We start from the raw sequence: 24,897 nt of genomic DNA, 5'->3' as shown, positions 1-24,897 counted from the left end.
CCTATCGAACGCCGGATGTTCGAAAACCTCACAACCTCCGGCGCCCCCGGCGGCGCCCTGCCGTCGCTGAACGCCCTGCGCGCCTTCGAGGCCATGGCGCGCACCGGCAGCGCCACGCGCGCGGCGGCCGAACTGAACGTGACCCACAGCGCCGTCAGCCGGCAGGTCAAGGCGCTGGAGACGCAGCTGGGCCTGCGCCTATTCGAGGGGCCGCGTCACGCCCTGACGCTGACCGAGGCCGGGCGCGGCCTTCTGCCCGGCCTGACCGTCGCCTTCGACCAGATCGCCGCCGCCGTGGCCGAGGCGCGCGGGGCCGGGCGCGATCTGCACGTCGCCGCCAACGCCAGCCTGGCGGTCAAATGGCTGATCCCGCGCCTGGCCGACTTCAACCGCCTGCACCCCCAGGTGCGGGTCCATCTGGTCGAACTGGCGCCGCACGCGGTCAGTCGGCGCGGAGCCGACCTGCTGCTGCGGTTGCTGGACGCGCGCCGGATCGAGGCTCTGGGGGCCGTCGCCGTCATCTCCAATGCGATCGGGCCGGTGATCGCGCCCGCCCTGGTCAAGACAGACGCCCGTTCCGACGCCCTGACCGCACCGCGCCTGGTCCCGCGGACACACCTTTCCGCCTGGCGGGACTGGGCCGATCTCACCGGGCGGCGTCCGCCCGATGCGCCCGAGCGGGCCGTAGCCCACCTGCACTTCGCCCTGGACGGCGCCCTGGCGGGCTGGGGCGCGGCGGTCCTGCCCTGGGCGCTGACGGCCGAGGCCGTGGCGGACGGGCGGCTGCTGGCGCCCTTCGGCTTCGCGCGCGACGACGGCGCCGTGGCGGCCATTCCGGGCGCAGGCGAGATGTCGCAGGGGCGGCGGCTGTTCCTGCGCTGGCTGACGGACCAGGGGCGCGCCATGCCCGCCGCGCCGGATGCAACCTGAAGCTTAGCTGAACACGTCTTTCATCCTTCGCGGGGACGTGGTTCTCTAAGAGGACGCAAATCGGCCCCGCTGCATCATCATGATGGGTCGCCGAATTTGCGGCCCCCTGTGGAGTTCAGATGCTTTTCGTCGCCTTCACCGCCGCCCTGGCGCTGGCTCAGGCTCAGTCTCAGGCCCAGGGACGGACCGAAGCTCCGGCCCCGCGCCTCGTCTCTTATGACGAGGCGGTGCGGTGCGCCGGCCTGACCCAGGCCGGATCCGAGCTGGAAGGCGGTGAAAGCCGTTATGGCCGGGAGCTTTACGACGCCGCCCTCTATTGGTCGTTGGCGGCCATGCAGGCGGCGACCGTCGCGGGCCGCGATCCCACGGCGGCCGAGAACGACCAGACGCGCGCCCGGCTCCAGTCCGTGCGGCGCCTGTCAGCCGGCGACGCCGACGCCCGCGCCGGCCTGCAACGGTGCCGCCGCGCCGCGCCGCGACTGGGCTAGGGTCGGGCGACGCCCGAGCGGGCGTCTATTTTTCTTGTCATATGGTTAAGCCGAACCCTTCGAACGGCGCTGCGTTTGCTTGGACGACCCCCGGATCACCCTCGTGATCCCGAAGCGGGACGACTGGAGCGCCATGTTCGAATTCGGCAGAGATCTGAGACGGCTGTTCGAGAAGGCGCGCGACAGCGACGACCTCGGCTGGCTGGAGCTGATCGGCGCGGGTCTGGTCGAGGTCGAGGCCCGGCAACAGGCGGTCGACGCGGGCCGCGTCTCCTGCGCCCGGCCCTACGACGCCGCCCTGCGCGCCGCCGCCCTGTGGCGCGAGCACGCCCGTCGCTGCGGCGCCGCCGCCAGCATCGACCGCGCCGAGGCCGCCGGACGCGACGCCGCCAAGGCCGCCGCCAACGACGACCAGGGAATCCGCGCCGCCCTCGACATGGCCCAAACCGGGATGCTGGCTTTCGATCTGCGCGGCGGGCCCGAGCGGCTGACGGCGGCGCTGGAGCTGCTGGCCGACCTGCCGACCGCGCGCCGCACCGATACGGCCGCCGCCATGGCCGCCCTGCACGCCCGGCTGCGCGCGCGTCAGGCCCTGCTGTCGGGCCGCCTGCCCGACCTGACCGAGGCGACGGCGCTACTGGACGCCGCCCTGGCGCGGCTGAAGATCGGACGCGCGGTCGAGGACGAGCTGCGCATGGATCGCGCCGTCGTGACGCTGGAAGCCGGGCTGATCGCCCGCGACCCGCGCCTGCTGGATCAGGCGGGTCGCGACCTGCGCGCCCTGGTCGAAGCCGCCTCGCCGGAACAGCGCCCCTTGAGCCGCGCCCGCGCCCTGGCCCTGTGCGGCGCGGGCATGGCCGCCCTGGCCGCCGTGGCCGAGGACGCCGCCGCCCGCGATCAGGCCCACGCCCTGTTCGACGCCGCCGCCCAGTTGTTCACCCCCGACCACAGCCCGCTGGACTGGGCCGCCATCCAGGTGATGCGCGCCGAGCGCGAGGCCCTGCCGCCGCTGGTGCTGGTCCAGGCCGAGGCCCTGACCGAGGGCGGCGGCCTGATCCTGGGCGCCCTCGCCCACGAGCAGCGCGTGGCCCAGGAAGCCGCGCGCGCGGGCGCCGTCGGCGACCTGTCGGCCCTGCTGGAGATCGAGGGGTCGCTGCGGCGCCGGCTGGTGCGGCCCTCGGTCTCGGCTACGCCGCTGGACTGGGCGGCCGAGCAGATCGGCCTGGCGCGCATCGCCCTGGCCCGCGCCCGCTGGACCGGCGAGACGCCCCGCGCCGTCGGCCTGATGCTGGCCGAGGCGGCCCAGACCGCACGCGAGCACGGCGCCTCCAGCCTGGCCGAACGCGCCGAGCGTCTGGCGCCCCGCCCGCAAACCGTCTGATCGGGGGGCGCCGAGACGCCGCCCGGCCTTGACCCGGCCCCATTGGGCGCCTAGCTCACGGGCTTCGCAGAAGGGTTCCGACACAGTGACCGAACAAACCGCCGCCGATCCCGTCCACGCCTTCATCGCCCAGACGGTGGCCGAGCATGACGTGGTGCTCTTCATGAAGGGCACGCCGGATTCGCCGCGCTGCGGCTTCTCCTCGGTGACGGTCCAGATCCTGGACCATGTGGGCGCCCCCTTCGTCGGCGTCGACGTGCTGCAGGACGAAGCCCTGCGCGAAGGCATCAAGGCCTTCACCGACTGGCCGACCATCCCCCAGCTCTATGTGAAGGGCGAGTTTGTCGGTGGTTCGGACATCGTGCGCGAGATGTTCCAGTCGGGAGAACTGGCCGCCCTGATGGCCGAGAAGGGCGTCGCCCTCGGCGAGGCCTAAGCGCCGATGGCCCGGCCGCAGCTGCAACCGCGTGAGGACCGCGAGGTCTTCGTCGTCCCGCTGGACGTGCGGCCGGAACACATCGACGAGAACAACCACGTCAACAACGTCGTCTACGTCGGCTGGCTGCAGGACGTGGGCACGGCCCACTGGAACGCGCGCTTCGACGACGAGACGCGCGCGCGCTGGTCCTGGATCGCCCTGAGGCACGAGATCGACTACCTGCGCGCCATCGCGCCCGACGCGACCGGCGTCGTCGCCCGCACCTGGGTCGGCGATCCGCAAGGGCCGCGCTTCAACCGCTATGTCCGCATCGAGGACGCCGAAGGCCGCCTGTGCGCGCAAGGCCTGTCCGAATGGTGCCTGGTCGACGCCAAGACCCTGCGCCCCGCCCGCATTCCCGCCGAGATGCTGGGACCGTTCACGGCCTAAACCTCCCTTCTCCCCCTGTGGGAGAAGGTGGCTCGCGAAGCGAGACGGATGAGGGGTAGCGGGACATTCGCCTCGCCCCCTCATTCACCGTCGCAAGACCCCTCATCCGGCCCTGACGGGCCACCTTCTCCCACAAGGGGAGAAGGACGATGGATCAGCCCGCGATCTGGCCGAAGTCGGCCACCCGGTTCATCACGCCGCGCACCTGGACCAGCAGCTTCAGGCGGTTTTCACGCTCCTCGGCCACGTCGGAGTTGACCATGACGGCGGTGAAGAAGGCGTCCACCGGACCGCGCAGGGCGGCCAGCGCCGTCATGGCGGCGGCGAAGTCCTCGGCCTCCAGCGCCGCGTCCACGGCCGAGGCGGCGGCGGCGGCGGCGAAGGCCAGGGCGGTCTCTTCCGCCGGCTGGTTCGGCAGACCGGTCGCGACGGCGCCATAGGGCAGCGGCCCCTTCTTCTCCTCGGCCTTGAGCAGTTGGGCGGCGCGCTTGTAGCCCGCCAGCAGGTTCGCCCCGTCGTCCGTCGCCAGGAAGGCGGCCAGCGCCTCCACCCGACGCACGATCCGCACCAGATCGTCGTCGCCCAGCGCAAAGACGGCCGCCACGAGGTCGTGGCGCTGGCCCTTGTCGCGCAGGAGGACGGTCAGGCGGTCAGCGAAGAAGGCGAGAAGATCAGCAGTATACTGCGTTTCCCCTGAAAGCTTCTGGCCAGTGACGATCATCACGCCTCCCGGGTGAATGACCTTGCTCAACGGAGCCCGCACCCCATTCTCCAGCACCAGCCGGATCACGCCCAGCGCCGCGCGGCGCAGCGCATAGGGATCCTTCGAGCCCGTGGGCTTTTCGTCGATGGCGAAGAAGCCGACCAGGGTGTCCAGCTTTTCGGCCATGGCGACGGCGACCGTGACCGGGGCGGTCGGGACGGTGTCGCCCGGTCCCTGCGGCTTGTAGTGGTCGCGGATGGCGTCGGCCACGGCGTCGGGCTGACCGGCCAGACGAGCGTAATAGCCGCCCATGATCCCCTGCAGTTCCGGGAACTCGCCCACCATGCCCGAGGCCAGATCGGCCTTGGACAGGCGCGCGGCCTGTTCGGCCTGAGCCGGATCGGCGCCGACCAGCGGCGCGATCTCACGCGCCAGCGCCGCGATGCGGTCCACCCGCTCGGCCAGCGTGCCCAGCTTGGCGTGGAAGGTGACGTCCTTCAGCTTGGCGTTCCAGGCGTCGAAGCCGACCTTCTGGTCCTCGGTCCAGAAGAACTCGGCGTCGCTGAGGCGGGCCGACAGCACCTTGGCGTTGCCGGCGGCCAGGGCCGCACCGCCGTCGGTCGCCTCGACGTTGGCGACGACGACAAAGTGCGGCGCCAGCCCCTCCTTGCCCGGTTCGCGCACGGCGAAATACTTCTGGTGCACCTTCATCGACAGCTGGACCACTTCCGGCGGCAGGGCCAGGAACTGCGGGTCCATGTCGCCTAGGATCGGCGTCGGCCATTCGGCCAGACCCGACACCTCGTCCAGCAGGCCGTCGTCATCGACCAGAGCCAGCCCCTTGGCCGCGCAGACAGCCTTGGCGCCCTCGAGGATGCGCAGCTTGCGGTCGGCGGCGTCCAGCAGGACGAAGTTGCGCTCCAGCTTGGCGCGATAGTCGGCGAAATCCTTGACCGCGAACGGCTGGCCCGCGCCCATGAAGCGGTGGCCTTCAGTCACGTCGCCCGATGGGATTCCATCCACCTCGAACGGGATCACCGCCCCGTCATACAGAGCCAGAATGCGCTTGATCGGCCGCACCCAGCGCAGGGTTCCCGTGCCCCAGCGCATCGACTTGGGCCAGGGGAAGTGGCGGATGATGTCGTCGACGCTTTCGGCCACGACCTCGGTGGTCGCGCGGCCCTTGCTGCTGATCTCGGCGAACCAGACGCCGTCGCGCTCGACCAGCTGGTCCTGCGTCAGGCCGGTCTTGCGAAGGAAGCCTTCCAGCGCCTGCGCGGGCGCCGAGGTCTTCGGTCCCTTCAGCTCTTCATTGCGGTCGGGCGTGGCGGCAGGCAGGCCGTCGATGACCAGCGTCAGGCGGCGCGGCCCGGCGTAGGTGGTCAGCGCGTCCCAGATCAGGCCTGCGGCCTTCAGACGGTCGGACGCCATGCGCTCCAGATCGCGCGCAGCGCCGGGCTGCATACGGGCGGGGATTTCTTCGGAGAAGATTTCGAGGAGAAGCTGGGACATCAGGCGGTCGCCCGTTCGTGTTCGACTTGAGCGAGGGCGCAGGCTTTGCACAGGTCGCGGATGCGGCCGATGTAGCTCTGGCGTTCAGCGACGGCGATGGCGCCGCGGGCGTCCATCAGGTTGAACAGGTGCGAGGCCTTCAGCACCTGGTCATAGGCAGGCAGGACCAAGGGCTGGCCTTGCGGCCCCTTCATGGTCAGGAAATGGGCGGCCTCGCGCTCCATGTCCTCGAAGCGGCGCTTCAGCGCGGCGACGTCATAGCCGTGGAAGTTGGCTTCCGACTGCTGGCGCTCGTTCTCGAGGAAGACTTCGCCATAGGTGAGCCCCTCCTTGTTGAACTTCAGGTCATAGACGTTGTCGACGCCCTGAACATACATGGCCAGACGCTCCAGCCCGTAGGTCAGCTCGCCCGAGACGACGTCGACCTCGATGCCGCCGACGCCCTGGAAATAGGTGAACTGCGTCACCTCCATGCCGTCGCACCAGACCTCCCAGCCCAGGCCCCAGGCGCCGACGGTGGGGTTCTCCCAGTCGTCCTCGACGAAGCGGATGTCATGCAGGCTGGGGTCGATGCCGATGGCGCGCAGGGAGTTGAGATACAGCTCCTGCAGGTTGTCGGGGTTCGGCTTCAGGATGACCTGATACTGGTAATAGTGCTGCAGCCGGTTGGGGTTCTCGCCGTATCGGCCGTCGCCGGGGCGGCGCGACGGCTGGACATAGGCGGCCTTCCACGGCTTCTTGCCCAGCGCCCGCAGCACGGTGGCGGGGTGCAGGGTGCCGGCGCCGACCTCGATGTCATAGGGCTGCAGGATGGCGCAGCCCTGCTCGCTCCAATAGTGGTGCAGGGTCAGGATCAGGTCCTGAAACGAGAGAGGTTCAGCAGCGGCCACGGTCGACATTTCGGTCCGATTTCGGGAGGCGCGGACCATAGGGCCGCCACGCTTCGCCAGCAAGGCGAGGCGGTGCAATCCTTCACCCTTCTGCAAGCGCGGATGCGCTAGAAGGCGGCCATGATGCAGCAACGGATCGATCAGATGCGCCGCCGGGCGGCGCGCTACCTGGGCGTCAGGCCGGTGACGGTCGCGCCTGCGCGCGGGATTCTCAGCCTCAGCTTCGATGATTTCCCCGCCAGCGCCTGGACCGAGGCCGGGCCGATCCTGGCCGAACACGGGATCAGGGCGACCTATTACGTCGCGGGCGGGCTATGCGGCGGCGAGAACATCGGCAAGGCCCAGTTCGAGGTCGAACACCTGCAGGCGGCGCATGAGGCGGGACACGAGGTCGGCTGCCACACCTTCGACCACGTCAGCGCCCTGCGCCTGAGCCCCGCCGAACTGACGGACCAGTTGGCGAAGAACGCCGCCTGGGTCGCCGAGCGGCTGGACGGCCACGTCATGACCACCTTCGCCTGGCCGTTCGGCGACGTGGCCCTGGGCGCCAAGGCGGTGATCGACGAGCGGTTCCTGCTGGGACGCGGCGTGCGCGACGGGGTCAACGCCGGACGCGCCGACCGGGCCAGTCTGCAGGCCATCGGCCTGGAAGCGCGCCGCCTGCCCCACTACGATCTTGAGGCGCTGGTCGCCCGCGCGGCCGAGGCGCCCGGCTGGCTGATCGCCTATGGCCATGATGTCGAGAGCGCCCCCACCCCCTACGGCTGCACGCCCGAGGATCTGGACCACCTGATCCGCCTAGCCAAAACGGCCGGGCTGGAGATCCTGCCGGTCAGCGAGGCGTGGGAGCGGTTGGGCCGCGACGCCTAGATCAGGCCCTTCGCCTCGGCCCAGCGGATCAGGGGCCTGCGCGGCCAGCACAACAGCCAGGAGCAGGCGGCGTATTCGCCCTTCTCGATCATGGCGCGGCGCGTGGGCGAGGAGGCGGAGGCGCGCTCGTCATGGATGTCGCCGCCGCCCTGATGGATCATGAAGGCGCCGTTCTTCGTCGGCGTGGTGCGCAGATAGGTCAGGCGCGGGCTGATGGTCTCCAGCGGCGGATCGAAGAACCAGCTGGAGCCGATGACGCCCGCCAGCTCCGGCCGCGTCTTCAGCAGGGCGGCGGCGGCGGCCCAGTTCCGTTCCCAGCCCGCTTCGTTGAAATCCGACAGGTCGCGCGCCTCGGTGTGGGTCTCAAGCCACGGACGCCAGCCGCCCACCTGGCCCCAGGCGATCAGGGGGCCGGGTCCGCGCCCGCCCAGCATGTGCCGCACCACCAGCCCAGGCCCGACGGGCGAAGACAGATCCAGCATCTGGGTGTTGCTGCCCGGCACGCTGAGCGCCAGGGATACCCGCACGTCCTTGGCCCAGAAGTCGGGATCATATGGGTCCGCCCCGCTGTCCAGATAGGCCGCCAGCCGGTCGATATAGGTCGGATAGCCCGCCAGCACGGCCTGCGGCAGGCGCTCGGCGGCGATGCGGCCGGGCAGCTCCAGCGCCCAGGCGGCGATCAGGCCGCGCCTCTGGTCGTCGTTCGCACCCTCGCCCAGCAGGCCGTCGACGGTGCGGGCGGCCAGTTCGAAGTCCCAGTGCGGCGCGACCTCGGCGGCAGCGCGGGCGGCGGCGTCCTTGATCTCTTCGACGCGGGCGCGGTCGGCGGGCGACAGGCGCGACAGGGCGCGTTCAAAGGCGGCGGTCTGTTCGGGCGAGAGCTGGGTCATGACGCCAGCTTGGCCGCAGGGGCTGTAAATCCGGTTAAATTACCGGACGCGGTTCGATATCCGGCGCGCCCAGCACCACCGGCCGCGCCCACCAGCCCGGCCGATCCAGGGCGAAGGCCGCCTCGATCGCCGCCGCCCGGTCGTCGAACAGGCCGAAAACCGTCGCGCCGGATCCCGACATCCGCGTCAGGCGACAGGCCGGCGCGGCGCGCATGGCGGCCAGCGCCTCCTCTATCCCCGGCGTGACGGCCAGGGCCGGCGCCTCCAGATCGTTTCTCTGCGCCGCCAGCCAGGCGATGACCGAGGCGGCGGACCAGTCGGCGGGCGACGCGGGTCGATCCGCCGCCTTCGGGGCCGCGTCATAGGCGCGGTAAACCCCGCCCGTCGGCGACGGCAGGCCGGGGTTCAGCAACACGCCATGCAGCGTCGGCAGGCGCGGTTCGTCCTCCAGCACCTCGCCGATCCCCGACGCCCAGGCCGGACGCGCGCGCAAGCACATGGGGCCGTCCGCCCCGGCGGCCAGAGCGAGGCGCTCCAGTTCCGCCTCCGGCATGTCGAGGTCCAGCAGGCGCGCGGTCAGCCGCAGCGCCGCCCCCGCGTCCGCCGAGCCGCCGCCAAGGCCCGCCGCGATGGGCAGGCGCTTGTCCAGGGTCACGGCCACGGGCGGTTCGCCGATCCCCGCCGCCTCGCCCAGGGCGCGCAGGGCCTTGAGGATCAGATTGTCCCCCTGCCCGTCCAGACCCGCCGCGAACGGCCCCTCGACCGTCAGGGACAGGGTCTCGGCGCGGCGCACCGTCACCCGGTCGCCGACGTCGGCGAAGGCGGCCAGGCTGACCAGGGGGTGATAGCCGTCGGCCTGCACCGGCCCGACATGCAGCAACAGATTGATCTTGGCCGGCGCCAGGCCGCTCAGAGCGTCGGAAACAGACATGGCGGCGTCAGTCGGTCGCGCCGCCTGCGGACCCCAGCCCCTTGTCTCCGGTCGGGTCCTGGTCTAGGCGGTCGCGCAGCTTGCCTTCGACCTCGGCCTTGCGTTTGTCGTCGACGTCCAGGGTCAGGACGCGGTTCCACTGGAAGCCCGCCTCGCGCTGACGCCCGACGGCCCAATAGGCGTCGCCCAGGTGATCGTTGATCTCGGCGTTGGCGGGCTCCTTGTCGACGGCGCCCTCCAGATTGACCACCGCCTCCTCATACTGTCCCTGACGGAACTGGGCCCAGCCGAGGGAGTCCTGGATGTTGCCGTCCTTGGGCTCGGCGGCGTGGGCGCGGGCGATCATGGCGGCGCCTTCCTGCACCCGCGCGCCCGTGTCGACCCACAGATAGCCGAGGTAGTTCAGCAGGGTCGGATTGTCGGGCTGCATCTGCAGGGCGGCCCACAGCTCGGCCTCGGCCTCGGTGTCCCGATCAAGGGATTCATAGGCGGCGCCGCGCAGGAAATGGACCTCATAGCCCTGATCCGCCGTATTCAGCAGCGGACCGTTCAGCAGGTCCAGCGCCTCTTCATAGCGGTTCATCTGCATCAGCTGCCCGGCCAGCATATAGGCCACGCCCGCCTCGTCGGGGCGGACGGCGGCGGCGCGGCGCAGTTCGGCCAGGGCCTCCTCGTCGCGATCCGCCTTGCCCAGGCTGATGGCCGTCTGGATGCGGGCGGCGGCGTAGAGGGCGGGCGAGGCCTCGCTGACCTGGGCCAGGGCGGCGCGGCCCGCCGGTTCGATCCCCCCCTGAATCAGGGTCTGGCCGACCAGAAGCTGGGTGTTGTCGCTCGGGTCCAGATTCTGGGCCAGGCGCAGGTAGACGACGCCGAACTCATGGGCGCGCTGGGCGATCATCTGATCCGCAGCCGTGCGCAGCGCCTGGGCCGCGCCCTCGCGGAAGCTCGGCAGGGCAGGCGGACGGCCCTTGGCCAGCACCCGCTCGCGTCCCTGAATCACGCGACGGTCAGCCGTTCCGGCGGTGACGGCGGCGTCATACTGGACCAGGGCCTCGTCACGGCGACCGCGCCGCTCCAGGAACTCGCCATAGGGCTGGCGGAACAGGGCGCCGGCGATGGCGTGGCTGGTCAGGTCGCGCCACTCGGCGTCGGCCTCGTCATAGCGGCGACGCTGCTCCAGCAGGCGGGCGCGGTTGCTGCGCGCCACCAGGGCGCTGACCGGATCGAAGTCGGTCGGCGGCATGGCCAGAGCGCGGTCCCAGTCCTTGGCCGCAGCCGCGATCCACCCCTGGACGTAGAAGCCCGCGCGGTCGTGCGGTTCGCCGACGGGGGCGGTCTTCAGCAGATCGTCGGCGCGCCGAGCGTCGCCTCCGGCATAGGCCTGCACCGCCTGAACCAGGCGCCCGGCCTGGACGATGACCGGCGAGACCTCGGGATCGGTCGGGGCGATGCGGCCCGCTTCGTCCAGGTCTCCGGCCAGGAGGGCGGCGGTGAAGGCCTGTTCGCGCACGCGCGGCTGTTCCGGCGTCAAGGCGTAGACGCGGGCCAGATAGGCGGCCCCGACCGCGCTCTCGCCGCTGGTCAGGGCGTTACGCGCCGCCAGATACAGGCCGTAGGCGCTGTTTTTCTGGGCGTCGAGCGGGATCGGCGCCCACACGGCGGGGATTGGCGCGACCTTCGGCTCTTCGGGCGTTTCCGGCTCGTCGGCGATGATGATGTGCGGAACGGGGTCGCCGTTCGGTTCGACGTCCTGTGCGTCCGCCGGAGCTTCCGCCGGAGCTTCGGTCGGCGTTTCCGGCGCGGGTTCAGGCGCCTCCTGCGCCGGCGACGGCGCGGCCAGAGACAGCGCAAGGGCGGAGACCGCCAGGAACAGGACAGGGCGAGAAGAGACGAAACGCATGGCCGGACCCTTCACGCTTTCCCTTTCGCCCGCAAGAGTTCGCCACGCAAATCCCTCTCCTGTTGGGAGAGGGCTTGAGCCTCCAAGAGCCGAAGGCGATTGGCGAAGGCGAAAGGGTGAGGGTTCGCGGGTGAAGTCGGCCGAAGGCCGTGGCTAAACGTATCCACAACGGCTTACGCCGACGGACAGGACAAGCCCCTCACCCTTTCGCGCAAGAACGACGGCTGCGCCGCCGTGCGCTCAAGCCCTCTCCCGCCGGGAGAGGGTTAAGACCTACATGTTCGGATAGTTCGGGCCGCCGCCGCCTTCGGGGGTGGTCCAGACGATGTTCTGCGACGGGTCCTTGATGTCGCAGGTTTTGCAGTGGACGCAGTTCTGGGCGTTGATGACGAAGCGCGGATCGGCGCGGTTCGTCTCGTCCGCATAGACGACTTCATACACCCCGGCCGGGCAGTACAGCCGCGCCGGCTCGCCATACTTCGGCAGGTTCACCGCGATCGGCACGGACGGGTCCAGCAGCTTCAGGTGCGCGGGCTGGTCTTCGGCGTGGTTGGTGTTGGAGATGAAGACGCTCGACAGCTTGTCGAACGACAGCTTCCCGTCCGGCTTGGGATAGACGATCGGCTTGTGCTGCGAAGCGGGCTCGGTCGAGGCCGCGTCGGTCTTGCCGTGGCGCATGGTGCCGAAGAAGGAGAAGCCGCCCGTCAGGTGGTTGACCCACAGGTCGAACATGCCGACCGCCCCGCCCATCATGGTGCCCAGCTTGGACAGCAGGGGCTTGGCGTTGCGGACGACCTTCAGCTCCTTATGGACCCACGAGCGCAGATAGGCGGCCTGATAGGCGTCGAGCACGTCGCCCGAACGGCCTTCCATGACGGCGTCATAGGCGGCGTCGGCGGCCAGCATGCCGGTCTTCATGGCGTTATGGCTGCCCTTGATGCGCGGCACGTTCACGAAGCCCGCCGAACAGCCGATCAGGGCGCCGCCGGGGAAGGCCAGTTTCGGCACCGACTGGAAGCCGCCCTCGGTGATGGCGCGGGCGCCGTACGAGACGCGCGTGCCCCCCTCCAGATGCTCGGCGATGGCCGGGTGGTGCTTGAACTGCTGGAACTCGTCGAACGGCGACAGGAAGGGGTTCTTGTAGTTCAGGTGGACGACGAAGCCGACGGACACATAGCGATCGCCGAAGTGATACAGGAACGAGCCGCCGCCCGTCTTGTCGTCCAGCGGCCAGCCGGTGGTGTGCTGGACCAGGCCGGGCTGGTGCTTCTCGGCCGGGATCTGCCACAGCTCCTTCAGGCCGATGCCGAACTTCTGGGGATCGGCGGCGTCGCACAGGTTGTGGCGGGCCATGATGGTCTTGGCCAGCGAGCCGCGCACGCCCTCGGCGATGAAGACGTATTTGCCGTGCAGCTCCAGCCCCGGCTGGAACTCGCCGGTCGGCTTGCCCTCGCGGTCGATGCCGAAGACGCCGGCGACGACGCCCTTCACCCGGCCCGTCTCTTCCTCCCAGACCACATGACTGGCGGCCATGCCGGGATAGACTTCGACGCCCAGGCCTTCCGCCTGTTCGGCCAGCCAACGCGCGACATTGCCCAGAGAGGCGATGTAGCAGCCGTCGTTGTGCATGAAGGGCGGCATGGCGAACATCGGCAGGGAGGCCTGCCCCTGCGGGCCCAGCACCAGGAACTTGTCCTTGGTCACCGGCGTCTCCAGCGGGGCGCCGCGTTCCTTCCAGTCGGGGAAGAGCTCGTTCAGCGCCCTGGGGTCGATCACCGCGCCCGACAGGACGTGGCCGCCGATCTCGGCCGACTTCTCCAACACGGCGACGGAGATGTCCTTCCCGTCCTTCTCGGCCCGCTGTTTCAGGCGGATGGCGGCGGACAGACCGGCGGGGCCGCCGCCGACGATGACGACGTCATATTCCATGACCTCGCGCTCGACGCCCGCCAGGGCCTCCAGCGGCGGCAGATTATCGATGACGGCTTCCTGCCATGCGTTCCTGGCGCCGCCTTCGATCATTTCCTCAGCCATGTCCCCTGAATCCTTGTTGTCGTCGTGGTTATCCGCCTTATCGTGAGGTGACGCGACGGCGGTCAAGGCTTATTGCCTTGATAGATGAACGCCCAACCCTTGGACATGGCCGCAACCGAAGCCCTGCTCGCCTTCTGGCGCGATGCGGGCGTGGACGCCTGTTACGAGGATGCGCCGATCGACCGCACCGTCTTCGTGGCCCCCGTCGCGGCCAAGGGACCGGCCACGATCACGCCCCTGCGCGCCCCCGGCGGCGCGCCGTCCGTCGGCGAGGCGGCGGCCGAGGCGCGGCGGCTGGCCGCCGCGGCGACCACCCTGGACGAATTGGCCGAGGCGATCGCCGCCTTCGAGGGCTGCCCCCTGCGCGGAATGGGCGCGCGTCAGGCCGTGTTCGCGCGCGGCAATCCGCAAGGGTCGCTGATGATCGTCGGCGAAGGCCCCGGCGCCGAGGAGGACGCGCGCGGCCAACCCTTCGTCGGCAAGGCGGGTCAGCTTCTGGACCGCATCCTGACGGCGGCGGACCTGCTGGACGACGCCTTCATCACCAACACCGTCTTCTGGCGCCCGCCGGGCAACCGCACCCCGACGCCCCAGGAACAGGCCGCCTGCGCCCCCTTCGTCGAGCGGACCCTGGCCCTGCTGAAGCCGAAGGCGGTGCTGCTGGTCGGGGCGGCGGCGGCCAAGGCGGTGCTCAAGACCGACGACGGCATCATGCGCACCCGCGGCCAATGGCGCGAATGGCGATCAGCCGAAGACGGAATCGCCGCGCCCGTCATGGCCACCCTCCACCCCGCCTTCCTGCTGCGTCAGCCGCAGGCCAAGGGGCTGGTTTGGAAGGACATTCTGGATTTGTCCGCTCGCCTGCGCGGCGAAGTGGTTGAGCCGAGCGCCTGATTCAGGCATCCTGCGTCCTTGGAGACCAGTCCGCAGAGCGTCGTAGAATCCCGAATCGAGACGGGGCCGACGCCGACGAAGGGGGCCGCCGCGTCATGTATTCTTTCCGCCGGACGCGTCATGCGTCCCTGTTCGCCTTCGCCCTTTGCGCCACGGCTGCGACCGTCGCCCATGCCGAGGACGTCGATGCCTCCCGCCCCTACGCCGAGGCGAGCGCCGAGACGAGCGCGGACGCCTCGCCGTCGCCTACGGCGCTGAGCAGCGAGGACCGCCTCAGCTACACCACCGCCTTCGACGCCCTGCGGCGCGGCGACCTGGAGCTGGCCCGCGCCTCGGCGCGTCAGGCCAAGGACCGCGTCCTGCTGGGCCAGGTCGAGTTCGAGCGCCTGTTCCACCCCAGCCATGTCGCCACCTATGAAGAGCTGACGGCCTGGCTCGAGGCCTATTCCGACCTGCCGATGGCCGATCGGGTCTATACGCTGGCCATGCGCCGCCTGCCCGACGGCGCGGCCGAGCCGAAGCGTCCCGGCGGCCTTCTGACCCGCACCTGGGCCAGCCTGACCAGCTCCGGCTCTGGCGACGGCGGCGTCAACGACCCGGCCAAGGCGGCGCGCGTGGCCCTGAACAACGACGACCTGCCCGGCGCCTACGCCATGGGCCAGCAGATCGGCGATTGGTGGACGGCGGGTCTGGCCGCCTGGCGGATGGAGCAGCACTCCGACGCCTTCCGCGCTTTCGAGCACGTCGCCCAGGACCCGACCGAGGATCCGTGGGTCCGTTCGGGCGGCGCCTTCTGGGCGGCGCGAGCGGCGGGCCAGTCGGGGCGCCAGGACCGCGTGGCCGAGTATCTGCGTCAGGCCGCGCGCTGGCCGGCCACCTTCTACGGCCAGATCGCCCTGCGCCAGCTGGGCGAGGAGCCGGTGATCGAGAACCAGGGGCCGCGCCCCTATGAGGCGACGCTGCAGCGCGCCTCCCTGACGCCCGAGCCTCTCGGCGTCGACACGCGCGCGCTCAACGCCTTCATCCAGTCGGACGAGGACGCCCGCCGCACCGTGGCCCTGTACGAAGTCGGCCGTCGCAACGACGCCGAACTGGCGGCCCGCAACGGCCTGCGCGCCGCCAGCGGCGACAGCGCCGCGCGCCAGATGTGGGTCGGCCTGTATCGCCTGGTCGCGCCCGGCCGCGCCGCCCAGTCCGAGGCCGGCCGCATCGACGCCCTGCGCTATCCGATGCCGGACCTGCAGCCGATGGGCGGCTTCACCATCGAGAAGGCGCTCGTCTACGCCATCGCGCGCAAGGAGACGGACTTCAACGCCAACGCCCGTTCCGGCGCCGGCGCCTATGGACTGATGCAGGTGATGCCGACCACGGCCGCGCACATGACCGGCGACCAGGGCTATGTCCGCACGCCCCAGCGCCTGCTGGACCCGGCGGTGAACATGAAGCTGGGCCAGGACTATGTGAACCGCCTGTTCCAGATCGAGTCCTTCCAGGGCGATCTGCTGAAGGCGGTGGCCTCCTACAACGCCGGGCCGGGACCGATGCTGGCGGCGATCCGCAAGCTGGGCGCCGACGCCGATCCGCTGCTGCTGATCGAGACCATCGACGTGCCTCAGGCGCGCGAATACGTCGAGAAGGTCGTCGCGGCCTACTGGATCTATCAGCGCATGATGGGCGGGCCGGTGAAGACGCTGGACGCCGTCGCCTCGGGCGCGCGCGCCGTGCCGATCCGCCTGGACTATGTCCCGCCCGCCCCGGCGCCCCTGCGGGTAGCCGAGGCCGTGCTGGGCGGCGGCTCGCGCTAGAACAATGATCTGAGGCGCGGCCTCAGATCATCAGGGACGCCAGCGAGGCCCAGACCAGGGCCAGGACGATAGCCGCCAGGCCATAGGCGCGCGCCGTGCGCGCCCAATCGGTGTTTCTGCTGATCGTACGCATGGCTCCGCCCCTCCGAGAACAAGCTGGACTGTAAGTCCGCTCTCTTAAACCCGCGTTCTCAGGATCGGTTAATCAACGTTAGATGACAGGGCCGCCGCCTCCCACTCGCGGAAGTGCGGCTGGGCCAGAAGCGCGGCGACATAGGCGGCGGCCGTCCCGTCGTCGCCATGGGCCGACAGGTCGATCTGATAGTGGCGCACCCGCGCCGCCACGGGGGTGAAGAAGGCGTCGGCGATCGACCAGTCGCCGAACAGCCACGGCCCGCCTGCGCCGAAGCGGCCGCGCATCTGCGTCCACAGTTCGACCAGCCGCGCCAGCTCTCGGTCCAGCCCCGGATCGGACGGCGCCGTGCTGCGCGCTTCGCCCGTGATCGGATGGCCTGGACTCATGCCGCACAGGTCGCGCAGGGCGTGAAAACCGGAGTGCATCTCGGCCGTCGCTGAACGCGCCAGGGCGCGCGCGGTCGGATCGACCGGCCACAGCTTCGCCTCAGGATAGCGTTCGGCCGCCCATTCGCTGATGGCCAGGGTGTCCCAGATCGTCTCGCCCTCGACCTTCAGCAGCGGTACGAAGCCCGAGGGCGACAGACGGCGCAGTTCGGCCTTTTCAGCCTCGGAGCGATACCAGACCTCGCGCGTCGCGAAGACGGCGCCTGCGCGCCTCAGCACCAGCCAGGCCCGCAGGGACCAGGTGGAGAAGAGGCGCGGCCCGATGATCAGTTCCATGGCGAGGCTCCGAGGCTGTCGCCGCGTTTATTGGCTGGAAGCGAGCTTCAGCACAACCAGGCCGCTGACGATCAGGACGGCGCCGATGACGCGCATCGGCGTGACCGGCTCGCCCAGCACGGCGATGCCGACCAGGAAGGCCCCGACGGCGCCGATGCCGGTCCAGATCACATAGGCGGTGCCCAGCGGCAGCGTCTTCATCGCGATCGACAGCAGGCCGAAGCTGACGATCATGAAGCCGATGGTGCCGATGGTCGGCCAGGGCTTGGTGAAGCCCTCGGACGCCTTCATCAGGAAGGCCCAGACAATCTCGAACAGACCGGCGAGAAGGAGGAAGATCCAGGCCATGACGTGCTCCCTTGCATGGCGTGCCGGGTCGTCCCAGCGTCATGCCCAAGATGGGAGAGGTCGTCCTCTGATCCCGCCTATCTGGGACAGGCGGGTTTCAAGTCAAGGCTTCCATCCCGTGAAGGCTTTCGCAGGCGCAATATGCCGTCGGGTGGAGGCCATTTTGCATCAGTGGAGGGGGAGCAGGCGGCCCTCGCCTGCCCCCCGCCTGTCATTAACGCATGACGCGCAGGGTCACGCCCACCGTACGCGGCGCGCCCAGGAAGGCGCCCAGCGTGCCCGTCTGGAACGGCGCGCCGAAGGCCACCTGGCGGTAGTCCTGATCGAACAGATTGCGGCCCCACAGCTCCACGCTCCAGGCGTCATCGCGGGCCAGGGCGACGCGACCGTCAACCAGCCAGAAGCCGGGCTGGCTCTTGGCCGGGTCCAGGTCCGAGCCTGTGTTGTATTCCGACGAATATTTGGCCGCCAGGGTGACGCGGCCCGTCAGCCCCGCCGCCACCGGCCGCTCATAGGTTCCGGCCAGAGATCCGCTCCACAACGGCGCGAAATTCATCCGCTTGCCCGCCAGCAGCGGCAGCCCCGGCACGGCGTCGTCGCCATATTCGGTCTGGGCGTAGGTCAGGCCGCCCTGCAGCGACAGGCCCTCGAACGGCAGGAACATGAAGTCCGCCTCGACGCCCTTGGCCCGCACCTCGGGGATGGAGCGGACCAGGAAGGTCGTGCCCAGGAAGGTGTTCAGCTGGAAGTCGTCATAGGTCTGGCGGAAGGCCGCGGCCGAGACCAGCAGGCGCCGGTCCAGCATCACGCTCTTGATCCCCGCCTCGAAGGCGTCGGCGCTCTCGGCCGGGAAGGCGCGCGAGGCGTCGGGGACCAGATTGGTCTGCCCCCGGTCCAGGTTGAAGCCGCCGTTCTTGCGCCCTCGCGACCATGAGGCGTAGAGGCGCACGCCCTCGGTCGCCTTGAACTCGGCGCGGGCCATGCCGGTCCAGGCCTCGTCCTTGACCGTCTCGGACTGGCTCAGACCGTTGAAGGCCGGGTTCGACCACGGCAGGCAGAGCATGACGTTGCTGACGCCGTTGGCCAGCGCCGCCGCGCAGGCCCGCCCGCCGTCAGTGTTGTGATAGGCGGCCGTCATCTCCTTCTTCTCATGTGTGCGGCGCAGGCCCCCGGTCAGGGTCAGGCGGTCGGTCACGGCGTAGGATGCCTGGCCGAACAGGGCGGCGCTGCGAGCGGTCTGCCAGTAGCGATCCAACTGGCCCTCGCCCTCGACGAAGCTCTGGCCGACGGGAAGCCCGGTGATGCTCGACACGAAGGCCGGGTCGCCCAGCGGGTTCGACGCCGAGCGCGACAGCAGGCGGCTGACATAGCCTTCGTAGTCGGCGCCGTAGAACAGGCTGTCGCGACGGGTCAGCTTCTCATCGGCGAAGAAGGCGCCGGCCGACCAGTCCAGCTTTCCGCTCTGACCCGACAGGCGGAACTCCTGCGTCAGGGTGCGGAAGCGGTTCGACCAGCTGCCGTCGTCGGGGCGATAGGCCAGATCGGCCGAGGTGAAGTCCCAGTCCTGACTGATGACGCCGCGCCAGTCGCGCACCGCCGAGGTGCTTTCCAGCGTCGCCCAGCCCAGGTCGGCGGTCAGGTGCAGGGCCAGGCCCTTGTCGCGGATGCGGGTGTTGGTGTCGCGGTTCGACCAGGCTGTGCGATCCCAAGGCTTCGGCGACGCCGCCACGCCGCCGTCGGGCGCAAAGGTCGCCAGCAGGGGCGCCGTATCGCCGGTGACGATCTGCACGCCGACGCAGCAGCGTTCGTCCCGCTCGGTCCAGTCGGCGGTCAGGCGGGCGGTCAGGTTCGGCGTGGCTCGCCACAGCAACTGACCGCGCACGGTGTCGTAATTCTCGGTCTGATCGTCGGTCGAGGTGCGCGGCCCCTCCCCGGTCTTCACGTCATAGAGGCCGTCGCGGCGACGCGCGGCGACATACAGCCGCCCGGCCAGAACCTCGTCCACGATGGGGCCGGTCAGGGAGACCGAACCGCCATGCGTCCCATAGTCGCCGAACGTCGCCTCGCCCGCCATGCGCGCGTCGAACGAAGGCGCGGCGGTGACGACGTTGATGACGCCTGCCGAGGTGTTCTTGCCGAACAGGGTCGCCTGCGGGCCTTTGAGCACTTCAATGCGCTCGACCTCGCCCAGATCGCCCAGGGCCGCGCCGTTGCGCGGGCGATAGACGCCGTCAATCATGACGCCGACCGAGCTCTCCACGCCCGGATTGTCGCCCACCGTGCCGACGCCGCGGATGCGGGCGGTGGTGAAGGTCTGGTTCGAGGTCGAGGCGACGATCAGGCCCGACGCCAGAATCTGCAGATCCTTGATGTCGCGCACGCCGATGTCGTCCAGCAGGGGCTGGGCGGCCACCGTCAGCGACAGCGGCGTCGCCGCCAGAGGCGCCTCGCGCCGCTCGGCCGTCACCACGATCTCGGACACCTGGCTCGGTCCGGCGTCAGCGGGCGCATCCGCCAGAACAGGCGCGGCGAAAGCGAGCACGGACAGGGAGGCGGACGCGAGAGACGCGGCGCGAACAGCAGAAATCATGGGAGGAAAAACCGCTTGGCGGAGCGACGGCGCAAGGCTTCGTCGCGGACTGTCAGCGGATGTAACAGTCAAGCCGGGGCGGAGAAACCCCGCTCACGGATCATCAGACGATGACTTTCACGCCCGTCCCGCCAGAGGGCCCGAGGCGCGCGGCGCGAAGCTGTGCTCCACCCGGCTGCGGTGCGGGTCCACGTCGTTGCGGACCGCGCCGCCGACCCGGCAGAGTTGTTCCAGGCCCCGGCCCCCGCCGGCCTCGTGCGAGACGATGAGGTCCAGCAACCGCTCGGCCTCCTCCAGAGTCTCGGGCCGCTGATCCAGCAGCCAGGCCTCGACCGCGTTCAGGTCGGCGGTCAGGCCGCCGCTCTGCACCGACGCTTCGACGGCGCGCTTATTCCATTGCCGCAGCAGCGCCCGCGCCGCCTCCATCGACCATTTTCGAGCCATGACGCCCCCCCAGGGCGTAGCGCCGGTCGGCCTCGACCTCCCAGACGCCAAAGAATGCCGTCACGCTGATGAGCGCCCACACCGCCCACATCAGCGTGAAGTAAGCCCAGGCCAGGCGCTGATGCGCGAGGAAGGGCGCGAGATGTCCCAGCGTCCCGATCAGCTGGAAGCCGGCGATCGCCACGATCCACCAGCGCCCGCCGCGCTCGGCCAACAGCCAGAGGCTGATGAAGAAGAGGACATCGACCATGAAGATGCCCGCGTAGACGCCGTTCCAGTTCAGGTCGTAGGCGACGTGGGACAAAATCGGAGCCGCGATCATGGCCAGCGTCGCCAACCGATCCGCCCCGCGTCCGCGCCACAACAGAAGCGGAAAGGCGATGGCGTTGGCCGCCAGCAGAATGATCTGGACAGGATGCATCAGACGCTCTCGCGTCGTGCGTTTCGCGACGTAACGATCCCGCTGCGCATACGATCAGTTCTAACCTTGATGAATCATGCGTCGCTCCGCCGTCAAAGACGTCATCGCAGACGGTCGATCGACTCCAGGACGGGATTGATCAGGCCGGCGCCGACGAGGGCGATCACGATCCAGGCCAGCGCCCAGAGCAGGATCAACCACAGTACGGAGCCGCCCAGCTTGCGGGGGCGACGCCACTCGTTCAGCGCGGCATAGCGCCGATAGAGCACGCCCCCCGGCGCCTTCCCATCCTCGAGAGGCTTGATCGCCGCCTCGGTGACGCCCCTATCTGCCGTGATCGGCGCAGGCGGCGACATTGTGATTGATTCCCCTGAGTAATGATCACTCAGCAGCCGAGACGCTTGTATACGATTGGAAACGCCCAGCTTTTCATAGGCCCGATGCAGGTGGTTCTGGACCGTTCGGGGCGAGAGGCTCAATTGCTGCGCGATCTCCTTGTCGCCCAGGCGCAGGGCGGCCAGACGGAGAATCTCACGTTCGCGCGGGGTCAGGCTGTCGATGAGCGCAGGACTTTTCACAGGGATGTGACTATCCATGGGACGGGCCTAGCGTCCAGCCCTCGTTTGCCTGGGTCGTCGTTCAGAAGGGAGTGTCGCCGCCGTGCGACACAACCGGAGCGGGGCCGACACTTAACGTGAACTCAGGCATTTTGATTGCGCCGCCTCGCCCCGTCGGCGCAATAGGACGTTCATTCAAGGCGGGGGATGTCGAACGCATGATGCTGGCGCTTCTGATGGGCGGGCTGGGCCTGATCGTGGGCAGTTTTCTAGGTCTTGTCAGCCTGCGCCTGCCGCGCGGCGAAGGCGTCATGCTCGGGCGGTCGCGGTGCGGGGGATGCGGTCGCCCACTGAAGCCCTGGCGGATGGTTCCCGTCGTCAGTTGGGCGCTGTCACGCGGCAAATGCAGCGACTGCGGCGCCGTCATCCCTGTGCGCTATCCCTTGATCGAACTGGCGGCCGGCGCCGTCGGCGCATGGGCAGCCCTGTGCTTTCCGGACCCGGCGCACGCCCTGGCGACGGCCGTCCTGGGCTGGCAGCTTCTGTTGATCGCCGTGATCGACGCCGAGCACTTCTGGCTGCCCGACGCCCTGACGCTGCCGCTGTTTCTCAGCGGCCTGTTCGCCGCCGTGGCGCTGGACCCGGCGAACGTCCAGAGCGGGCTGCAATGGTCGCTGGTCGGGCCGCTGACGCCGCCCTTGATCGGTGCGGCCGTCGGCTTCGGCGGGCTGTGGCTTCTGGCCTTCCTTTACAGACGCGTGCGCGGTCGGGACGGCCTGGGCGGCGGAGACCCCTTCCTGCTGGGGGCCATCGGCGCCTGGGTCGGATGGGCGGGCCTGCCCAGCGTGCTGCTGTGGGCCTCGGCGGCCGGTCTCGCCGTCGTGGCGGCCAAGCTTGTGCTCCGCCGTCCCGTGGCCTCCGCCGATCGCCTGCCGTTCGGCGTCTTCCTGGCCGTCGGGGCGTGGATGACCTGGCTCTACGGCCCGCTGGGCCTGGGCGCTCTTAGCTAGAGCGACAGCAGGTCGGACCAGCGCCAGCGACCGCCGCCCAGAGCCACGCGCGGCGCGCCCGGCTGGTCGCTGAGCGTCAGCAGCACATAGCCGTTGACCGTCTCGGCCTTGCAGGCGCGGGACGAGAAGCCGACCGTCACGGCGATGGCCTGACGCACGCCGGCCAGACCCTTGCCCTCCTCGCCGGGGCTTTGCAGCCAGTCGCCGTTCCACATCAGGATGGCGCGGCCCGAGGCGCCGGAAGTGCGATAGGCCTGACCGATGGCGGCGTTGATGCGGGCGTCGTTGCGCAGGGCGTCCTGGATGCGCTTGACCATGTCGCAGCCCTGGCCCGAACCCCCGCCTATTCCCGAGCCCGAGCCGCCGCCGCTGCCGCCGCCCACGCCGGCTCCCGCCCCTCCTCCGCCGCCCGCGCCCTGGCCGGCGGTCAGGGCGCCGCTCAGGGCGCCGTCGCCCAGCAAGACGAAGGAGACGCTCGGCTCGGGCGCCGAGATCGGCAGAGGCTCCACCTGCGTCTGAGGCGGCGTCGGGCGACTGGGCCGGGGGGTCGGCGCCGTCGGAGCGGCGCGAGCCTTCTCGGGCGTCTTGGCGGGAACGGCGGGAGGGACCGGAGCCGGAGGCGCGGGAGCGGGTTCCGGCTCCGGCGCGGGCGCAGGCTCGGAGCCGCCCGCCGGCGCGTCCCCCGGCGCGGGCTCTGAAGGCGGCGGAGGCGGCGGAGGGTCGATCAGCATCACCTCCACCACCGGCGGAACAGGCGCTTGCGGCGGACGTTCGACCGGCGCGGCCCAGATGATCGCCAGCACCAGGCCGTGCGCGACCAGACTGGCGAGGACCGGCCCGACCTTGTTTCGTCCGGCCTTGTTTCGATTACGGCGAAGCCCGGTCTTCACCCCCAGGCCCTCCTGGCCTTGCAGTTACGGGGAGACGGAAACACCCAGGCTTTCAATAGACGCTCCTCGCCCTTTTACAGTCAGAGTCCACCACCAGAGAGCGTCAGGAAGATGGCGCCTTCAAGCCAGAGCTGTATTCGCCAGAACAGCAAGAACGCCGATTATTGAAATTTTTTTACAGTCAAGCTGAACCTTTTCACTTCTTCGCGCGTCTTTGCTCCGCCGTTTTGCAACCGACACCGGTGCGGCGCGTAACATCCCCCGGAGTTGGGCCGGGCACGAAGGAGACTTGATTTGATCAAATTGGCATCTAGGACCGCTCTCGTCGGCGCTGTCGCCGTTCTCGGCATCGCCGTCAGCGGCTGCGCCAGCCACCGGTTCGTCCGCGACAACGTCCAGGTCGTGAACGAACGTGTCGACGGCGTCGACGCCCACCTGACCCAGGTCGAAGGCACGGCGGGCGAAGCCCTGGCCCGCGCCAACGCCGCGCATAAACTGGCCCAAGGCAAGTTCTTGTACGAAGTCGTTCTGTCGGACGATTCCGTGAAGTTCCCGGTCAACCACACCGAGCTGTCCCCCGAAGCCGAGCAGCGCCTGGCCGAACTGGTCCAGCGCCTGCGCGCCGAAAACGCCAACGTCTATCTGGAGATCCAGGGTCACACCGACTCGACGGGCAACGACCAGATCAACGAGCGTCTGGGCCAGGAACGCGCCGAGGCCGTTCGTCGCTTCCTGAGCGACCAGGGCATCGCCCTGAACCGCATGGCGACCATTTCCTACGGCTCCACCAAGCCGGTGGCGCCGAACAACACCCGTGAAGGCCGCGCGCAAAACCGCCGCGTCGCCATCATGGTTCTGGCCTAACGGCTGACGGCTTTCGTTCCGGCCTCCTGCCCCGGCCGGAACGAGAAACGGCGGCGTCCCGCAAGGGGCGCCGCCGTCATCGTTTTTCATCTCGAGATCGACGTCAGGCCGGATCAGCCCCCACGAAGGTCATGAAGCGCGTCGGCACGCCCGCGCCGAAGCTCATAACGTCATAAAGTTCGGACGCATGACCGGGCGCCTCCATGCCCGGCGAACCGATGGGCATGCCGCCCACGCCGACGCCGCGCGCCTCGCCGGAGGTCTTCAGAAAGGCCCTCACGGCCGTCGCCGGGACGTGGCCCTCGACGATCTTGCCGTCGATCACGGCCGTATGACAGCTCCACAGCGACTGCGGCACGTTCAACTGCTGCTTGATGGGGGCGAGGTCATCAGTGGGGACCACGCGCACCTGGTAGCCCGAGCGCCGCATATGCTCGACCCAGCCGCCGCAGCAGCCGCAGGAGTCGCTCTTGTAGACGGTCATCTCGGCCGCCTCTGCGGGCCTGACCGCCCCCTCGGCCAGGACAAAGCCGCCGCCGACGACCGCGGCTCCGACGGCGATCGCCGCCAGCTTTACAGACATCTTCATCTTCAGTGCTCCTGCACGGGATAGCCGGCCGCCGCCAGGGCGTCGGCGAGGGCTTGCCGCGGCGCCGTCGTCTCGACCTCGACCCGGCGCGCCGGGACGTCGGCTGTAAGCGTGGCCGCCGGATCGACGGACAGGACGGCCTTTTCCACGGAGGCGACGCAGCCGCCGCAGCGGATTTTCGGAATGTTCAGCGAGATCATGATGATGCTCCCTTTCTTGATACGCGACAG

Annotated in this window: 25 protein-coding genes; 10 read left to right on the top strand and 15 right to left on the bottom strand. The window is 69.7% G+C overall.

The window, feature by feature from the left end; translation table 11 throughout:
* Positions 1–15: 15 nt before the first annotated feature.
* The 5 genes from ACWIDZ_RS09965 (at position 16) to ACWIDZ_RS09945 (ending at position 3,667) form a co-directional block, all read left to right on the top strand.
* Positions 16–930: a LysR family transcriptional regulator gene (locus tag ACWIDZ_RS09965; RefSeq protein WP_453989517.1), complete on the top strand. Its 915-nt coding sequence runs from the start codon at positions 16–18 to the stop codon at positions 928–930.
* Positions 931–1,049: 119 nt separating this feature from the next.
* Complete coding sequence (locus ACWIDZ_RS09960) at positions 1,050–1,418, top strand: hypothetical protein (RefSeq protein ID WP_453989516.1); 369 nt, start codon at positions 1,050–1,052, stop codon at positions 1,416–1,418.
* Between the two features lie 103 nt (positions 1,419–1,521).
* A complete protein-coding gene (locus tag ACWIDZ_RS09955) occupies positions 1,522–2,799 on the top strand; it encodes a hypothetical protein (protein ID WP_453989515.1) in 1,278 nt (425 codons plus the stop codon).
* A gap of 85 nt (positions 2,800–2,884) precedes the next feature.
* Positions 2,885–3,235 (top strand): Grx4 family monothiol glutaredoxin, encoded by a 351-nt coding sequence (gene grxD, locus ACWIDZ_RS09950; protein WP_291777723.1) that lies wholly within the window; start codon positions 2,885–2,887, stop codon positions 3,233–3,235.
* 6 nt (positions 3,236–3,241) lie between these two features.
* Positions 3,242–3,667: an acyl-CoA thioesterase gene (locus tag ACWIDZ_RS09945; RefSeq protein ID WP_088410192.1), complete on the top strand. Its 426-nt coding sequence runs from the start codon at positions 3,242–3,244 to the stop codon at positions 3,665–3,667.
* Between the two features lie 154 nt (positions 3,668–3,821).
* Here ACWIDZ_RS09945 and glyS read toward each other — a convergent pair whose 3' ends face one another.
* Both glyS and ACWIDZ_RS09935 read right to left on the bottom strand, forming a co-directional pair.
* Positions 3,822–5,882 carry a glycine--tRNA ligase subunit beta gene (glyS, locus tag ACWIDZ_RS09940; RefSeq protein WP_453989514.1) on the bottom strand — a complete coding sequence of 687 codons (2,061 nt, stop codon included), beginning with the start codon at positions 5,880–5,882 and terminating at the stop codon, positions 3,822–3,824.
* Entirely contained in the window at positions 5,882–6,781 is a 900-nt protein-coding gene (locus tag ACWIDZ_RS09935; protein ID WP_234287923.1) for a glycine--tRNA ligase subunit alpha, read from the bottom strand. The genes glyS and ACWIDZ_RS09935 overlap by 1 nt, the downstream gene beginning before the upstream one ends.
* A gap of 111 nt (positions 6,782–6,892) precedes the next feature.
* Between ACWIDZ_RS09935 and ACWIDZ_RS09930 the strand changes: the two genes are divergently transcribed.
* The gene (locus ACWIDZ_RS09930; RefSeq protein WP_453989513.1) at positions 6,893–7,642 is read left to right on the top strand and encodes a polysaccharide deacetylase family protein; all 750 of its coding nucleotides are present in this window, start codon (positions 6,893–6,895) and stop codon (positions 7,640–7,642) included.
* Here the strand turns inward: ACWIDZ_RS09930 and ACWIDZ_RS09925 are convergent.
* The 4 genes from ACWIDZ_RS09925 to ACWIDZ_RS09910 form a co-directional block, all read right to left on the bottom strand.
* Positions 7,639–8,532, bottom strand: a complete 894-nt coding sequence (locus tag ACWIDZ_RS09925; protein WP_453989512.1) for a hypothetical protein — start codon at positions 8,530–8,532, stop codon at positions 7,639–7,641. The two genes, ACWIDZ_RS09930 and ACWIDZ_RS09925, sit on opposite strands and share 4 nt — an antisense overlap.
* A gap of 34 nt (positions 8,533–8,566) precedes the next feature.
* Positions 8,567–9,463, bottom strand: a complete 897-nt coding sequence (locus ACWIDZ_RS09920; RefSeq protein WP_453989511.1) for a 4-(cytidine 5'-diphospho)-2-C-methyl-D-erythritol kinase — start codon at positions 9,461–9,463, stop codon at positions 8,567–8,569.
* A 7-nt stretch (positions 9,464–9,470) separates the two neighbouring features.
* A complete protein-coding gene (locus ACWIDZ_RS09915; protein WP_453989510.1) occupies positions 9,471–11,363 on the bottom strand; it encodes a tetratricopeptide repeat protein in 1,893 nt (630 codons plus the stop codon).
* Between the two features lie 273 nt (positions 11,364–11,636).
* Entirely contained in the window at positions 11,637–13,292 is a 1,656-nt protein-coding gene (locus ACWIDZ_RS09910) for an electron transfer flavoprotein-ubiquinone oxidoreductase (RefSeq protein WP_453989643.1), read from the bottom strand.
* Positions 13,293–13,481: 189 nt separating this feature from the next.
* On the opposite strand from ACWIDZ_RS09910, the gene ACWIDZ_RS09905 reads away from it, so the two are divergent.
* Positions 13,482–14,291 carry a uracil-DNA glycosylase gene (locus ACWIDZ_RS09905; protein ID WP_453989509.1) on the top strand — a complete coding sequence of 270 codons (810 nt, stop codon included), beginning with the start codon at positions 13,482–13,484 and terminating at the stop codon, positions 14,289–14,291.
* A 95-nt stretch (positions 14,292–14,386) separates the two neighbouring features.
* Positions 14,387–16,096 (top strand): lytic transglycosylase domain-containing protein, encoded by a 1,710-nt coding sequence (locus tag ACWIDZ_RS09900; protein WP_453989508.1) that lies wholly within the window; start codon positions 14,387–14,389, stop codon positions 16,094–16,096.
* Positions 16,097–16,297: 201 nt separating this feature from the next.
* Here ACWIDZ_RS09900 and ACWIDZ_RS09895 read toward each other — a convergent pair whose 3' ends face one another.
* The 6 genes from ACWIDZ_RS09895 to ACWIDZ_RS09870 all read right to left on the bottom strand — a co-directional run bounded on the left by ACWIDZ_RS09895 (position 16,298) and on the right by ACWIDZ_RS09870 (position 21,353).
* Positions 16,298–16,954: a glutathione S-transferase gene (locus ACWIDZ_RS09895; protein ID WP_453989507.1), complete on the bottom strand. Its 657-nt coding sequence runs from the start codon at positions 16,952–16,954 to the stop codon at positions 16,298–16,300.
* Positions 16,955–16,981: 27 nt separating this feature from the next.
* Positions 16,982–17,302: a DMT family transporter gene (locus ACWIDZ_RS09890; protein ID WP_291777693.1), complete on the bottom strand. Its 321-nt coding sequence runs from the start codon at positions 17,300–17,302 to the stop codon at positions 16,982–16,984.
* A 214-nt stretch (positions 17,303–17,516) separates the two neighbouring features.
* Positions 17,517–19,892, bottom strand: coding sequence for a TonB-dependent receptor (locus ACWIDZ_RS09885; protein WP_453989506.1), 2,376 nt, complete (start codon positions 19,890–19,892; stop codon positions 17,517–17,519).
* A 117-nt stretch (positions 19,893–20,009) separates the two neighbouring features.
* Positions 20,010–20,336, bottom strand: coding sequence for a hypothetical protein (locus ACWIDZ_RS09880; protein WP_291777687.1), 327 nt, complete (start codon positions 20,334–20,336; stop codon positions 20,010–20,012).
* On the bottom strand, positions 20,281–20,673 hold the full coding sequence (locus tag ACWIDZ_RS09875; RefSeq protein ID WP_453989505.1) for a hypothetical protein: 393 nt from the start codon (positions 20,671–20,673) through the stop codon (positions 20,281–20,283). The genes ACWIDZ_RS09880 and ACWIDZ_RS09875 overlap by 56 nt, the downstream gene beginning before the upstream one ends.
* Before the next feature lie 185 nt (positions 20,674–20,858).
* Complete coding sequence (locus ACWIDZ_RS09870) at positions 20,859–21,353, bottom strand: helix-turn-helix domain-containing protein (RefSeq protein ID WP_312220047.1); 495 nt, start codon at positions 21,351–21,353, stop codon at positions 20,859–20,861.
* A 179-nt stretch (positions 21,354–21,532) separates the two neighbouring features.
* Here ACWIDZ_RS09870 and ACWIDZ_RS09865 point away from each other — a divergent pair, with 179 nt between their 5' ends.
* Entirely contained in the window at positions 21,533–22,324 is a 792-nt protein-coding gene (locus ACWIDZ_RS09865; protein ID WP_453989504.1) for a prepilin peptidase, read from the top strand.
* Here ACWIDZ_RS09865 and ACWIDZ_RS09860 read toward each other — a convergent pair.
* Positions 22,321–23,214, bottom strand: a complete 894-nt coding sequence (locus ACWIDZ_RS09860) for a hypothetical protein (RefSeq protein ID WP_453989503.1) — start codon at positions 23,212–23,214, stop codon at positions 22,321–22,323. The two genes, ACWIDZ_RS09865 and ACWIDZ_RS09860, sit on opposite strands and share 4 nt — an antisense overlap.
* Positions 23,215–23,517: 303 nt before the next feature.
* Between ACWIDZ_RS09860 and ACWIDZ_RS09855 the strand changes: the two genes are divergently transcribed.
* A complete protein-coding gene (locus ACWIDZ_RS09855; RefSeq protein ID WP_291778398.1) occupies positions 23,518–24,078 on the top strand; it encodes an OmpA family protein in 561 nt (186 codons plus the stop codon).
* 103 nt (positions 24,079–24,181) lie between these two features.
* Here ACWIDZ_RS09855 and ACWIDZ_RS09850 read toward each other — a convergent pair whose 3' ends face one another.
* Both ACWIDZ_RS09850 and ACWIDZ_RS09845 read right to left on the bottom strand, forming a co-directional pair.
* Positions 24,182–24,667: a DUF411 domain-containing protein gene (locus tag ACWIDZ_RS09850; protein WP_453989502.1), complete on the bottom strand. Its 486-nt coding sequence runs from the start codon at positions 24,665–24,667 to the stop codon at positions 24,182–24,184.
* Between the two features lie 2 nt (positions 24,668–24,669).
* Positions 24,670–24,867, bottom strand: a complete 198-nt coding sequence (locus ACWIDZ_RS09845; RefSeq protein ID WP_291777672.1) for a heavy-metal-associated domain-containing protein — start codon at positions 24,865–24,867, stop codon at positions 24,670–24,672.
* Between the last annotated feature and the right edge of the window lie 30 nt (positions 24,868–24,897).

The organism is Brevundimonas sp. NPDC055311 (genome assembly GCF_053645695.1).
This window is presented reverse-complemented; position numbering and strand designations above follow the sequence as displayed.

Excerpts from the sequence above, each read along its gene's own strand:
- ACWIDZ_RS09965 (WP_453989517.1), top strand. The coding sequence starts at position 16 with ATGTTCGAAAACCTCACAACCTCCGGCGCCCCCGGCGGCGCCCTGCCG.
- ACWIDZ_RS09960 (WP_453989516.1), top strand. The coding sequence starts at position 1,050 with ATGCTTTTCGTCGCCTTCACCGCCGCCCTGGCGCTGGCTCAGGCTCAG.
- ACWIDZ_RS09945 (WP_088410192.1), top strand. The coding sequence starts at position 3,242 with ATGGCCCGGCCGCAGCTGCAACCGCGTGAGGACCGCGAGGTCTTCGTC.
- glyS (WP_453989514.1), bottom strand. The coding sequence starts at position 5,882 with ATGTCCCAGCTTCTCCTCGAAATCTTCTCCGAAGAAATCCCCGCCCGT.
- ACWIDZ_RS09935 (WP_234287923.1), bottom strand. The coding sequence starts at position 6,781 with ATGTCGACCGTGGCCGCTGCTGAACCTCTCTCGTTTCAGGACCTGATC.
- ACWIDZ_RS09930 (WP_453989513.1), top strand. The coding sequence starts at position 6,893 with ATGATGCAGCAACGGATCGATCAGATGCGCCGCCGGGCGGCGCGCTAC.
- ACWIDZ_RS09925 (WP_453989512.1), bottom strand. The coding sequence starts at position 8,532 with ATGACCCAGCTCTCGCCCGAACAGACCGCCGCCTTTGAACGCGCCCTG.
- ACWIDZ_RS09920 (WP_453989511.1), bottom strand. The coding sequence starts at position 9,463 with ATGTCTGTTTCCGACGCTCTGAGCGGCCTGGCGCCGGCCAAGATCAAT.
- ACWIDZ_RS09915 (WP_453989510.1), bottom strand. The coding sequence starts at position 11,363 with ATGCGTTTCGTCTCTTCTCGCCCTGTCCTGTTCCTGGCGGTCTCCGCC.
- ACWIDZ_RS09910 (WP_453989643.1), bottom strand. The coding sequence starts at position 13,292 with ATGGAATATGACGTCGTCATCGTCGGCGGCGGCCCCGCCGGTCTGTCC.
- ACWIDZ_RS09905 (WP_453989509.1), top strand. The coding sequence starts at position 13,482 with ATGAACGCCCAACCCTTGGACATGGCCGCAACCGAAGCCCTGCTCGCC.
- ACWIDZ_RS09900 (WP_453989508.1), top strand. The coding sequence starts at position 14,387 with ATGTATTCTTTCCGCCGGACGCGTCATGCGTCCCTGTTCGCCTTCGCC.
- ACWIDZ_RS09895 (WP_453989507.1), bottom strand. The coding sequence starts at position 16,954 with ATGGAACTGATCATCGGGCCGCGCCTCTTCTCCACCTGGTCCCTGCGG.
- ACWIDZ_RS09890 (WP_291777693.1), bottom strand. The coding sequence starts at position 17,302 with ATGGCCTGGATCTTCCTCCTTCTCGCCGGTCTGTTCGAGATTGTCTGG.
- ACWIDZ_RS09885 (WP_453989506.1), bottom strand. The coding sequence starts at position 19,892 with ATGATTTCTGCTGTTCGCGCCGCGTCTCTCGCGTCCGCCTCCCTGTCC.
- ACWIDZ_RS09880 (WP_291777687.1), bottom strand. The coding sequence starts at position 20,336 with ATGGCTCGAAAATGGTCGATGGAGGCGGCGCGGGCGCTGCTGCGGCAA.
- ACWIDZ_RS09870 (WP_312220047.1), bottom strand. The coding sequence starts at position 21,353 with ATGGATAGTCACATCCCTGTGAAAAGTCCTGCGCTCATCGACAGCCTG.
- ACWIDZ_RS09865 (WP_453989504.1), top strand. The coding sequence starts at position 21,533 with ATGATGCTGGCGCTTCTGATGGGCGGGCTGGGCCTGATCGTGGGCAGT.
- ACWIDZ_RS09850 (WP_453989502.1), bottom strand. The coding sequence starts at position 24,667 with ATGAAGATGTCTGTAAAGCTGGCGGCGATCGCCGTCGGAGCCGCGGTC.
- ACWIDZ_RS09845 (WP_291777672.1), bottom strand. The coding sequence starts at position 24,867 with ATGATCTCGCTGAACATTCCGAAAATCCGCTGCGGCGGCTGCGTCGCC.